Below are 12,289 nucleotides of genomic sequence, written 5' to 3' on the forward strand. Positions count from 1 at the left end.
TTCCACGCATCGGTAAAAGGCTAGGACAACTCGGTGAACGGTGTGGAAGCGGTGAAGTACGGCGGGACACCTCTCCCCCGTGGCGGAACAAAAAGGCGCCCCAGCCGAAACCGGGGCGCCGCATGCGCACGAATATGTCGCGTTTCGATTACTGACGATCGAGCTTGCGGACAGCAACGCGCTTGCTGTACTCGTCGACGTGACCGAAGTCGCCGATGCCGACGGACTCGGCAACGTTGGCGCCGGTGGCCATAGCGAGCTTCATGGCCTCCTCGACGTTGTCGCGATCCCTGTACCACTTGTGCAGGAACGCAGCGAGGGTGCAGTCGCCGGCGCAGACGGAAGAGACCAGCTTGATGTTGAACTCACGCTTGGCGTACCAGATGTCCTCGCCGTTGGAGAAGTAAGCGTCGCCGCGGCTACCACGGGTGAGCAGCACGTTCTGAACGCCGGCGTCGTGAGCCATCTTCATGGCAACGCGGACCTCGTCGTCGGTGTCAACCGGCACGCCGAAGATGGCCTTCATCTCGTGATGGTTCGGCTTGATGAGCAGCGGCTTCTTGTGAGCGAGCTCCTTGAGCTTATCGGAGGACAGGTCCAGGACGACGTCGGCGCCACGGGCCTGAGCGTGCTCCATGACCTTAGCCAGGAAGTCAGGCGTAGCTTTGGGAGGCACGGAGCCGGAAACGATCAGGCACTCGAGATCGCCCGCGGTGTCCAGGATGTTGTAGAGCTCCTCCTGGTGCTGCGGCGTGATCGGAGCACCCGGGTTCAGGATGCCGTACTCGTGCTGGCCATCGTTGACGTAGGTGTTAATGCGCGTGATACCGTCGGTCCAGACCGGGCGGCAGAGGCAACCCAGGTTCATGACCTCCTCGACGATGAACTTGCCCGTGAAGCCAGCGAAGAAGCCGAGCGCGACGGTGTCGACGCCCATCTTCTTAAAGGCGAAGGACACGTCGAGGCCCTTGCCGTTAGCCGTGTAGCTGGCCGAGCCGGTGCGGACGTTCTCGTCGGGCTCGAGCGGAGAGCTCGAAACCGTCATGTCGACAGCCGGGTTAGCGGTTAGCGTGTAGAACATTTACAGTACCCCCTGTATATGTGAGGGCCGCGTGGCCGGCCCATTCCAACCACGCGGTTACCTCTGATACCAAATTAGCGAGCTGCGGACTCGAGCAGTGCCTTGACCTCGGCTGCGGTGTTGCAGGCGAGCGCCTTCTCGGCGAGCTCGTCGCACTCGGCCTTGGTCCACTGGCTGATGGTCTTGCGGGCGCGCAGGATCGAAGGAGCGCTCATCGAGAACTCCTCCAGGCCCCAGCTGATCAGCAGCGGCTCGAGCAGCGGATCGGCAGCGGCCTCGCCGCACATACCGACCATGATGCCGGCCTTCACGCCACTCTCGATGATGTTCTTGAGCGAGCGGAGCACGGCGGGATAGTACACCTGGTACAGGTTAGAGATGGTGTCGTTGCCACGGTCGGCGCACATGGTGTAGCCGATCAGGTCGTTGGTGCCGATGGAGAAGAAGTCAGCGACCTCGGCCAGACGGTCTGCGAGCAGCGAAGCGGCGGGCGTCTCGACCATGATGCCGACCTCGATGTTCTCGTTGAACTTGCGACCCTCTTCGGTCAGCTCGGCCTTGCACTGCTCGACAAGCTCCTTGACAGCCAAGACCTCCTCGACGCAGGTGACGAGCGGGATCATGATCTTGACGTCACCGAAGGCGCTAGCGCGCAGCAGAGCGCGGAGCTGGACCTTGTACTGGTCGGGATTGGCCAGGCAGTAACGCACGGCGCGGAAGCCCATGAAGGGGTTGTCTTCCTTGACCATATGCAGATACGGAATCTCCTTGTCGCCACCCACATCGAGCGTGCGGATGATGACCGGAGCACCCTTGAGCGCGCTGGCGACCTTACGGTAGGCGTTGAACTGCTCCTCCTCGGAAGGAAGCTCAGCGGAGTCCATGAACAGGAACTCGGAGCGGAACAGACCGATAGCCTCGGCGTCGTGATCGAGCGCGTTGGGCACGTCATCGGGGTTACCGATGTTGCAGGCGATGATCTTCTTGATGCCATCGGCAGTCACGGACGGCTTGCCACGGAAGGCCTCGAGGGCTGCCTTCTCGGCAGCGAAGGCCTCGGCCTTGGCGGTGTACGCAGCGAGCGTCTCCTCGTCGGGATCGGCCTCGACGATACCCTTGCCGCCGTCGACGACAACGGTCATGCCGTTGCGCAGTGCGGTGCAGCTGTTGGAGACCGAAAGGACAGCCGGGATCTCGAGGGCGCGCGCAATGATCGCGGAGTGCGACGTGCGGCCACCGGTCTCGGTGACGATACCGGCAACGTGGGCCTTATCGATCGTGGCGGTCATGGACGGCGTGAGGTCGTGCACGACAACGACGGTGTTCTCGGGCAGGACGGAGAGGTCGACGACCTCCTTGCCCAGCAGCTCGGCCAGAATACCGGTGCGGATGTCGGCGATGTCGGCCGCGCGCAGACGGAACATCTCGTCGTCCATGGACAGGAACATGTTCTCGAACATGGTCGAGGTGTCCATGAGCGCCTGCTCGGCGCAGGCACCGCCGTCAATGGCGGCGTTGATGGCGTCGGTCATGCCCGGGTCCTGAGCCAGGACAATGTGTCCGCTCATGATCTCGGCCTCGGCCTCGCCCACCGTCTCCTTCATGTGGTCGGCCTGAGCCTGGGTCTTCTCGCAGAAGACCGAAAGAGCGGACTGATAGCGCTCCTTCTCTGCTGCCGAATCAGCAACCTCGTGCGGCTCAAACGTCAAGTCGGGATCGACGGCAACCATGACGGTGCCGATACCGATGCCCTCGGAAGCGTTGACTCCCTGATACATTCCCATTCCTCTCTCCGTGTCATGTGATAAAGCGTTTTGCCATATCCATGACAAAAGAGCGCAGCTACCTTACAACAGGTCACTGCGCCCCCAAATATGAACTTAGTTGTTCAACATGCGACCCGTTTGAGTTCTACTCGCCAAGACCGCTCTTGATGAGCTCGATGGCAGCAGCCAGAGCCTCGGCCTCGTCGGCGCCGTCGCACTTGACCTCGACCTCGGTACCGCAGGGGATACCAGCAGCCATGAGGGCCATCGGGGACTTGCCGTTGACCTCCTTCTCGGGGGTAACGACCGTCACGTCACAGGCGTACTTGCCCATGGTGGAGGCGAACAGACCAGCCGGACGCATGTGCAGACCCTGAGGATTAACGAGGGTAGCCTTCTCAGAAACCATAGTTGACTCCTTTTTTGTGTTTAACCCCTGTCATGCATGTGGCAGGAGTCAGATTCACGACGTTGTTTATATTAACTCACATCAAACGGTTTTTCATTGTGTTTCAGACGAATTATTGGACAGATGTGTTTGTCGTCCGTCTGCTCGCCCACAGGGGCCCGTGCGCGGCCTGTGAGATTTCCTACTCTACAGTCCTGCTCGCACGAAGAGCACATTAAGTGCTCTTCGGCTCGTGCGGAACTCGCGATAAATCTCACAGGCCGCGCACGGGCCCCTGTGGGCGAGCAAGCTGCGGAAACCCAGTCGGACCAGAGTAATGTCGGCTGAAAGGAATTCTGGCTGATGAACTATTCGCGACAAAGACTCGATAGGCAGCCCCTCTATGCCCTTTTATAAGTTGCGGTGAAATAGGGACTGAATTTGGGGTTGAATCGTTTAAACAGTCCCTATTTCACCGCAACTTATGGGAGGGATAGAAAAAGGCGGGGGCTCCTGTTGGAGTCCTCGCCTTATGTACAGAGGGCGATGTTATTCGCGTACCGTGGAATTAGACCAAGCGGGCGTTGATCGTCTTGGCGATCTTGGCGGCGTCGGTGGAACCCTTGACGGTGGCACGGAAGTCCTCGTCCATGAGCGCCTCGGCGACCTTGGACAGGATCTTGAGGTGCGTGGTGCCGGCCTGGGCACCGGGGATGAGCAGGGCGATAGCCACGTTGACGGGAGCGCCGTCCATGGTGTCCCAACCGGTCACGCCGGACTCGTCCTTGACGACGATAACAGCAGCCTCGGTAATGGCGTCGGACTTGGCATGCGGGATGGCGAAGCCCTCCATCATGCCCGTGGTACCCTCGGCCTCGCGGGCCATGAAGGCGTTCATCACGGCGTCGGCGTCGCCGGCGATACCGGCCTTGACGGCCTGGTTGGAAACGAAGCTCAGAGCCTCGTCACGAGAAGCGAAGTCCTCGGCGACAAAAACATTCTCGACCTTCACGAAGTCGGCAGCCTCGGACTTGGGGGCCTCGACGGCAGCGGCCTTGGGGGCCTCGACGGGCTTGGCGGCAGGAGCGGCCTTCTGGTTCTTCTCGAAGTCGTACTTCTTGAAGGCCACGAACAGGATGCCACCGACCACGGCGCCGATGAGGATCGCGAGGACCCACAGCGGACCGTTCTCGACAACGGGCAGGACCAGGAAGCCACCGTGAGGCGCCGGATCGTGAACGTTGAACATAATGGTCAGGATCGAAGCGATAGAGGAACCGAGCATCATGATGGGCATGACGGGCCAGATGTTCTTGGTCATGAACGGAATGGCGCCCTCGGTGATGTGGGTGCAACCAAGGATGAGGTTGACGACACCGGCGTCGTGATCCTCCTGGCTGAAGTACTTCTTGCCGACAACGACGGCAAAGGTGGTAATCAGCGGCGGAACGATGCAGGCGGCGGAGACGGCAGCCATGAAGTTGGTGCCGAAGTTGTAGGTATCGGTGCCAACACCGGCGGCCAGAGCCTCGGTGAGCATAGCGGTACCGGTGACATAAGCAGCCTTGTTGACCGGGCCACCCATGTCAAAGGCGCACATGCAGCCGATAGCAAGACCCAGGACAACGGCGCCAGAGGCGGACAGGCCCTTGAGGAAGTCCATCATGGCGGTGTTGATGGCAGCCATGGGGCCGGAAATGCCGAGCATGACCAGGCCGACGATAGCCGTCGAGAACAGCGGGTACAGGAAGATAGCCTTGAGGCCGTCCAGGTTCTTGGGCAGACCGGTAAAGACCTTCTCGAGCAGCAGGATGACATAACCGGCGAGGAAGCCACCGACGATGCCGCCCAGGAAGCCGAAGCCCACGCCGGCGCCACCGGCGTCGATCATGCCGGTCTCGGCGTTAACAGGCAGGCCCTGGATGGCGATCATACCGGCAACAAAGCCGGGGACGAGCGCCGGGCGCTTGCCGATGGACTCGGCGATGTAGGCGGAAAGCACCGGAACCATAAGGTTCATGGCGATGCCGCCGATGATCTTGAGCATCGCAGCAAAGCTGTTGTAGTCAGACGCCGTCGAATCGAAGGACGTAATGCCCCACAGGAACGAAACGGCGGTCAGAACACCACCAGCAACGACGAAGACCAGCATGTGGCTGACGCCGTTCATGAGGTGCTTGTAGATGATGTGGCCGATGGACTCCTTCTCCTCAACCTCGTCCTCGACATCGGCAGCGGCTGCAACCGTGCTGTCGCCCTTAGCGGCGAGCGCGCGGTCAATCAACTTACCGGCGGCCTCAACGGACAGGGCCTTGGAAACACCAACGGAAACCATGGGCTTGCCGGCGAAACGCTCGGCCTGGACATCCTTATCGGCTGCGACGACGACGGCCTTGGCGCCAGCGATCTCACTCTTGGTGAGCTCGTTCTCGACACCGACCTGGCCATGAGTCTCGACCTTAATGGTCAGACCGCGCTCGGCAGCTGCCTTCTCCAGCGCCTCCTTCGCCATGAAGGTGTGCGCAATGCCGGTCGGGCAACCGGTGGCGGCGATGATGTCAAACTTAGCCATGTGTCCCTCCTTCTTGAGTACAGCGCCCGCGGGCGCTCCCCTACACGCGCTTCGATGCGCGTTTTTCCACAACTGAAAGATACCAACCTACCGTCCGCGTGAGAAGAGCTAAGGTGCAAATCTCCGGTGAAAGGTTCTTTCATAACCGTAACCGGTAGGTGAAAGTTTACCATCAACACTTGAAACGGCAAGGTGTATCTTGTAATTGAAAATGCCCGTATACTATGGCATTGCAAATCAAGCTAGATTTTCATGCCAACCAGGAGCCATCCATGACCGATAGTAGCAAGAGCGCACTTTCCCTCATTAGCACCCATCAGGGATACAGCGAGTCCGAGCAGCGCATTGTCGACTATATATTGGAGCACCAGTCCGAGGCTCCACGCCTCACGGCGGCTCAGCTCTCACGCGCCGCTGCCACGTCCGAGGCGACCGTTTCGCGCTTCTGCCGCAAGCTTGGGTTTGGCAGCTTTCGCAGCTTTCAGTTTTCGTTGGCGAGGGATTTGGAAAGCCAGCGCAACGAGGGCCTGACCGACGAGGTCTCGCTCGACAATATGGAGCAGAGCCTCAAGAACATCCTGGCTGCCAAGGTGAGCGAGCTTAATGCGACTATCGACGGGATCGACCACGATACGCTGGCGGCTGTTGTGCATGCCCTTAAGCATGCAGGGGTTATTGAGTTTGCAGCTGTGGGCAATACGAACGCGGTCGCGCTCGATGCGACGTTTAAGTTTTCGCAGCTGGGCCTGCGCTGCATGGCGAGCACCATTAGCGAGACATCAATCGGCTTTGCGCTCACGTTACGCCCGGGTGACGTCATCGTGCTTATCTCAAACTCCGGCAAATCGCGCCGATTGAATCGCATGGCAAAAGCGGCTCGCAACTGCGGCGCAACCGTAGTCGTCATCAGCAGTGACAGCAAATCCCCACTCGCGCGCCTGGCAGACTACACTTTTAATACCGTCAACCACGAAGCGCTGCTGACGACAGGCGACTTTGCGTTCTCCAAGATCAGTGCCACGATGATCATCGAAGTCATCTACAACTTCCTGCTGCCCGAGATTGAAGACGCGCGTGAGCATATCAGCTACTACGAGGAGCTCATCCAGCCGGATAAGGTCGTTGAGTAGGTAAATTGGGGAGCCGATAGACGCCCCTCGCCACGAAATCCGCCCATCTACTACGTTTTAACCTCAAGCGCCAACCATACACCCAAAATAGAGAAAACCGCAGGCGTTCTACCTGCGGTTTTCTTTTTGCAATTCTTGGCGTGGTTGCCGATGCCCTGCCAAACGTAGTAGATGGACCCGTTTCGTGGCGGCCGGATTGGACATACATGTGGCGGCTCGGCCTAGGCACGCGCCTCCGCAAGCATCTGTTTGGCGTGCGCCAGGCTTGCCTCGGACTGATCGCCGCTCAACATGCGGGCGATCTCGGCGGTACGCGCTTCACCGGTTACCTCGTCCAGGTGCGTCTGGGGAACATCGCCCGGTTCCTTGCTGACGACGTAATGCTTGTCAGCCATGACGGCGACCTGCGCCAGGTGCGTTACGACGATGACCTGATGTGTGGCGGCAAGATCTGCCAGCACGCCCGCGAGCGCACGCGCCGTGGAGCCACCGACACCAGCATCGACCTCGTCAAACACCAGCGTATCAACACCGTCCGCGTTACCGAGGACAACCTTGCTTGCCAGCATGACGCGGCTGAGCTCGCCGCCCGACGCAATGCGGCGCAGGGGACGTGGCGTCAAGCCGGCACCGCTGCGGTATAGCAGCTCGTAGCTTGAAGGACCAACGGGCGTCCACTCAGCACGGGGAAGATCGCGCGACTCCCAGACGAGCTCGGCACTACCCATCTCCAAGCGCGCCATCTGGCGGCCAACCTCGTGGCAGAAGCGCGGGGCCGCCGTATTGCGGGCGCGCTTAAGTGCCTTGGCAGCGGCAAACAACTCGCGCTCGGCGCTCCCGAGTGCCTCACGCGCCTTTTTGATCTGCTCATCGCCATCATCGACCAGGGACAGCAGCTCTTGCGAGCGATCGCGCATGGCAAAAACATCGTCCATGGTGGGACCCCACTGACGCAACAGACCCTTGAGGTCGGAATACCGCTCACGCATGCGAGCGAGCTCGCGCGGGTCGAAGGCGACGCCATCGCGATAGGCACGAAGCTCGTTCGCGCAATCCTCAAGTGAGATACAGGCATCCGAAAGCGCATCGGCAATGTCGCCGAGTTTGCGATCGACGGTAGCCATGCGGGAAAGCTCTGCCACGGCGCTGTTCATGGCATCGAGCGCTCCCCCTTCAGAGGCAAGCGATGCATGGGCATCGTTAGCCGTGGCAACCAGTACCTCGGCATGTTCGGAGCGCGGCAGCAGTTCCTCGAGTTCCTCATACTCGCCCGGCTTGGGGTCGACCTCGCCGATGCGCTCGAGGGCAAAACGCGCTTCCTCGACGCGACTCCCCTGCGCACGCGAGGCTTCCTCCACACGGCGAAGCTCCTTGGCGGCGGCACGCGAAGCCTTAAAGCAAGTGCGATACTTCTCGAGCGCCTCAAGCGCCGCGCGCCCAGCCCAAGCATCGACCATGGCAACATGGTGCGCCGGGTCGAGCAGGCGCTGATGTTCATGCTGGCCGCAAAGATCCATCATCACGCCAACGCGCTCCGAAAGCTCGCGCACACTGGCGATGCGGCCGTCAATCTTCACGCGGCTGCGGCCCTCGGCAGAAAGGCTACGCTGGACCGTGAAACCCTCCGTGTCGTGCGGCCCGTCGAAGAGTCGTGCCTCGACGCTCGCGAGCGCCTCGCCCTCGCGCACCGTCGACGAATCCGCGCGCTCGCCCAAAATAAGCTTGAGGGCCGAGAGCAGCGCGGTCTTGCCGGCGCCGGTTTCTCCGGTCAGAACCGTTAGGCCCGCGCTCGGAACCAGCGACGCCTCGCGAATGAGTGCAATGTTAGAAACCTGCAGCTCATCGATCATGACGGACTCCGTAGAAAACGCGGCTCACCGAGTTATAGAAGCTCTCGGGGCCATAATCGAGGAGCAGCACATCTCCGGGCCCGCGGCGCACAGCCACGCTCTCAACGGTGCCGTCGCAGGTAATAAACTGTCCATCGATAGCAATCGCCGGAACACTCGGACGGTCATCAGACATAAAGATCTCGACGACATCACTCGGCGAAGTCAAAAAGGCACGAGCCTGAATGGTGTGCGGCGCAATGGGTACGCAGACCATGCCCGTATAGTCGGGGCTCACGATGGGGCCGCCTGCGGATAGTGCATAGCCAGTGGAGCCGGTCGCCGTGGACACGACCACGCCGTCGCCACGTAGGCGATCGATATGGTGGCCGGACACCGTGATGTCAAACTCGACCATATCGGACAGGGGGCCGCGCGTGAGCGCCATGTCGTTGAGGGCGAACGTGCGCACGACATCCTTCGTACCGTCTTCGCGCACGGACACGATATCCGCAGCGATGGTGGCGCGACGGCTCACATGAAGCTCGCCGGACAGGGCGTCGCTTACGACCTGCAGAATGTCGCGCTCCTCGGGACTCGCAGCAGTTAAAAAGCCCAGGTGACCATAGGAAAGACCGAGGATAGGAATCTCGCGATGGTTGAGGATGCGGGCAGCGCGCAGCAACGTACCGTCGCCGCCGAGCGTAATGACCAGATCGGAGCCGTCAATATCAGGCGTGCTCTGAATCTTGGATCGCTGGTCGGCAGCCCATGCGACCTCATAGCCCTGGCGCGTCAGCCAAAGCTCGAGCATCAGGCCGCTCTCGACCGCCTCTTGCTTGTAGTAATTGGGAACCAGAAAGACCTTCATAGCGTTGCAGCTTTCTCGCTCAAAACCGATACCTGGGATTGCAGCTCATCGTCGGTGCGTTCACCGGGGGCGAACCTCGTGCCGTACAGGAAAAACTCAACGTTGCCCTTGGCACCATGAATGGGTGACACGCACACATCGACCGGGAACAGGCCCTTAGCTGCAAAGAGATCAATCGCCGCCACAAGCGTATCACGGCGGACGGCGGGGTCGGTCACGATGCCGCCCTCGCCCACCAGCGCCGCCGGAGCCTCAAACTGCGGCTTTACGAGCGTGCAGAATGCACCCGTAGGAGCCAGGCACGCCAGCACCGCATCGATAATGTTCGCGATGCTAGTAAACGAGACATCACACACAGCCAGGTCGATGGCGCCGGCATAGCCGAGCTCAGGCAGCTGCGTCACGTTTGTGCGCTCATGCAGCGTTACGCGATCGTCCTGACGCAACGACCAATCGAACTGGGCGCGACCCACGTCCACCGAGACAACGGTCGCAGCCCCGCGCTTGAGCAGACAATCGGTAAAGCCGCCGGTAGAGCAGCCCACATCCAGACAGGCAAGGCCCGTCGGATTGATGTCAAACGCATCAAGCGCGCCTTCGAGCTTAAGACCGCCGCGGCCAACATAGGGAATGCGCCCCTTCACATGCAGCGGCAGCCCCGGGATCACCTTAAGGCCCGGCGAAGTCAAGCGCTCACCGCCACTCGAGACCAAGCCGGCCATAAGAGTGCGAAGGGCATCCGCGCGATCGGCGCAGATGCCCTGTGAAATCAGTTCGTCATCAAGACGCACACGTTTCATGAATGCCATCAACCATTCGTATCCGGAGATGCGGCCTAGCTATCCTGGGATTCGTTTGCCGCATCCTCATCGTATTCCTGCTCGAGCTTGTCGGCCTCACGCGGCGTCAACTCAAACTTGTCGACCATATCGACCGCGCGGGAGCCAAGCTCAATCGCTTCGTCAAACAGATCGAGTGAACGCTCCAAGGACGTATCCTTGGAGCGAACGGTAGCGATGATCTGATCCAGACGGTCCGAGATCTCGTCGAAGTTGCGGACGGAACCCTCTGGCATGGCTACTCCTCGACGGAGTCGACAACAGCCTCGGCGGCGTCCGCATCCTCGGCCAGCACGCCAGCCTCAGCCTGAGCAACCGCAACCTTTGCGGCAGCCTCGGCAGCCTGTGCCTCCTCGCGAGCGCGATCTTCGGCCAGCAGCTCCTGGTACAGGTCCTCGCCCGGCAGCTCCTCGCTGCGAGCGATCTTGCCCAGCACGCCGTTGACGAACGACGCGGACTGGTCGGTGCCATAGGCCTTGGCAAGCTCGACGGCCTCGTTGATCACGATGGCGTCCGAGACCTCCTCGTCGGTGAGGAAACGCATCTCGTAAACGGCGATACGCAGCAAATTGCGGTCGGCGCCGGGCATGCGCATAAGATCCCAGTTCTTGGCAACGGAACGCAGAGCACAGTCGATGCGGTCGATATGCTCGTAAGCACCGCGGCACAGCTCCAGCGCATAGGGGTCGAGGGGACCCTTCGAGATCAGGAAATCGCCCTCGAGGACGCGCTCAAGCGGGCTGTCCGTGGCCTCGGCCTGGAACAGCAGCTGCAGCGCCTGACTGCGGGCAAGCGTGCGCCCGCGATAAACCTTAAGGCTCAAAGGTTACTCCTTGGGGAAAACGAGTCCGTCAATGCAAACGTCAACGCGCTCGACCTCGACGCCCACCTGAGCATCGATGGCGGCGACCACGGCGGCGCGAACGGCCTCGGCGAGTTTCTTGAATGGATAGCCAAAGAACACCACGACACGCACGGTGAGTGCGAGCTTGTCGCCAACGACCTCGGCCTCGACCGCCGGCTCGGAAGCCGGGGCCTTGGACGAGAGCATCATGGAGACAAGATTAGTGGCAAGGTCCTTGACGCCAACGGAGGCGATGCCCTCGACATCGGACACGGCGCGCGAGACGATGGCGGTCAGAACATCGGGCGAAATGCCGATGCCGTCAATCTTGATTTCCTGGGGCATGAGTCCTCCTAGAGAAGTTGGTTGCTAGACGCGGGAGACGAACTTGCCGTCGCGGGTGTCAACCTTGATGACCTCGCCCTCGTTGAGGTACATGGGGACCTGGATGACAGCGCCGGTGTCAATCGTGGCCGGCTTGGTGGAACCCTGGACGGTGTCGCCCTTAAAGCCCGGGTCGGTCTGGACGATGGTGGTCTCGATGAACATCGGCGGAGTCACGCCCATGAGCTCATCGTCGGCGAAGAGCAGCTGGCAGATGTCGTTCTCGCGCAGCCACTTGGAGTTCTCGCCCACCATGTCCTCGGGAACGGGAACCTGCTCATAGGTCTCGTTGTCCATGAAGATGTAGTCGGCGCCATCGTTGTAGAGGTACTGGAACTCACGGGTGGTGAGCATGACGCTCTCGAACTTGGTGCCGGCGTTGCAGGTGTTCTCGACGACACGGCCGCTCTTGATGTCGCGGGTCTTGTAGCGCACAAACGCGCCGCCCTTGCCCGGCTTGACATGCTGGAACTCGACGATGGTGTAGACCTTGTCCTTGATGCGGAGACCGAGGCCGTTCTTGAAGTCGGCGGTAGAAATGGTAGGCATAGCGACCTTTCTTGTTATGGGCAGAACGCACAAGCG

At 60.7% G+C, this 12,289-nt stretch carries 12 protein-coding genes; 1 reads left to right on the forward strand and 11 read right to left on the reverse strand.

Going from position 1 to position 12,289, the window contains the following annotated elements:
- Positions 1-148 precede the first annotated feature (148 nt).
- From AAAX72_RS03920 to AAAX72_RS03935, 4 genes are all read right to left on the reverse strand, one after another.
- The gene (locus tag AAAX72_RS03920) at positions 149-1,081 is read right to left on the reverse strand and encodes a 1-phosphofructokinase family hexose kinase (RefSeq protein WP_055309489.1); all 933 of its coding nucleotides are present in this window, start codon (positions 1,079-1,081) and stop codon (positions 149-151) included.
- A 74-nt stretch (positions 1,082-1,155) separates the two neighbouring features.
- Complete coding sequence (gene ptsP, locus AAAX72_RS03925) at positions 1,156-2,859, reverse strand: phosphoenolpyruvate--protein phosphotransferase (RefSeq protein WP_349129238.1); 1,704 nt, start codon at positions 2,857-2,859, stop codon at positions 1,156-1,158.
- Between the two features lie 133 nt (positions 2,860-2,992).
- Positions 2,993-3,256 carry an HPr family phosphocarrier protein gene (locus tag AAAX72_RS03930; RefSeq protein ID WP_022094575.1) on the reverse strand — a complete coding sequence of 88 codons (264 nt, stop codon included), beginning with the start codon at positions 3,254-3,256 and terminating at the stop codon, positions 2,993-2,995.
- A 547-nt stretch (positions 3,257-3,803) separates the two neighbouring features.
- The gene (locus AAAX72_RS03935) at positions 3,804-5,807 is read right to left on the reverse strand and encodes a fructose-specific PTS transporter subunit EIIC (protein WP_349129151.1); all 2,004 of its coding nucleotides are present in this window, start codon (positions 5,805-5,807) and stop codon (positions 3,804-3,806) included.
- 272 nt (positions 5,808-6,079) lie between these two features.
- Here AAAX72_RS03935 and AAAX72_RS03940 point away from each other — a divergent pair, with 272 nt between their 5' ends.
- Positions 6,080-6,937 (forward strand): MurR/RpiR family transcriptional regulator, encoded by an 858-nt coding sequence (locus AAAX72_RS03940; RefSeq protein ID WP_226790721.1) that lies wholly within the window; start codon positions 6,080-6,082, stop codon positions 6,935-6,937.
- Positions 6,938-7,158: 221 nt separating this feature from the next.
- On the opposite strand, the gene AAAX72_RS03945 is transcribed toward AAAX72_RS03940, so the two are convergent.
- Genes AAAX72_RS03945 through efp form a run of 7 tightly spaced genes read right to left on the reverse strand, consistent with a single transcriptional unit; the run spans position 7,159 to position 12,253 of the window.
- Positions 7,159-8,787, reverse strand: a complete 1,629-nt coding sequence (locus AAAX72_RS03945) for a DNA repair protein RecN (protein WP_349129153.1) — start codon at positions 8,785-8,787, stop codon at positions 7,159-7,161.
- Positions 8,777-9,637, reverse strand: coding sequence for an NAD(+)/NADH kinase (locus AAAX72_RS03950; protein WP_035138200.1), 861 nt, complete (start codon positions 9,635-9,637; stop codon positions 8,777-8,779). The genes AAAX72_RS03945 and AAAX72_RS03950 overlap by 11 nt, the downstream gene beginning before the upstream one ends.
- On the reverse strand, positions 9,634-10,437 hold the full coding sequence (locus AAAX72_RS03955) for a TlyA family RNA methyltransferase (protein ID WP_349129239.1): 804 nt from the start codon (positions 10,435-10,437) through the stop codon (positions 9,634-9,636). The genes AAAX72_RS03950 and AAAX72_RS03955 overlap by 4 nt, the downstream gene beginning before the upstream one ends.
- Before the next feature lie 35 nt (positions 10,438-10,472).
- Entirely contained in the window at positions 10,473-10,712 is a 240-nt protein-coding gene (locus AAAX72_RS03960) for an exodeoxyribonuclease VII small subunit (RefSeq protein ID WP_006233978.1), read from the reverse strand.
- A gap of 2 nt (positions 10,713-10,714) precedes the next feature.
- Positions 10,715-11,299 carry a transcription antitermination factor NusB gene (nusB, locus tag AAAX72_RS03965; protein WP_271743532.1) on the reverse strand — a complete coding sequence of 195 codons (585 nt, stop codon included), beginning with the start codon at positions 11,297-11,299 and terminating at the stop codon, positions 10,715-10,717.
- Positions 11,300-11,302: 3 nt separating this feature from the next.
- Positions 11,303-11,665: an Asp23/Gls24 family envelope stress response protein gene (locus AAAX72_RS03970; protein ID WP_006233982.1), complete on the reverse strand. Its 363-nt coding sequence runs from the start codon at positions 11,663-11,665 to the stop codon at positions 11,303-11,305.
- Positions 11,666-11,689: 24 nt separating this feature from the next.
- Entirely contained in the window at positions 11,690-12,253 is a 564-nt protein-coding gene (gene efp / locus AAAX72_RS03975) for an elongation factor P (RefSeq protein WP_117806186.1), read from the reverse strand.
- Positions 12,254-12,289: the final 36 nt, after the last annotated feature.

It is taken from the genome of Collinsella sp. CLA-ER-H8 (assembly GCF_040092335.1).
Taxonomy (GTDB): domain Bacteria; phylum Actinomycetota; class Coriobacteriia; order Coriobacteriales; family Coriobacteriaceae; genus Collinsella.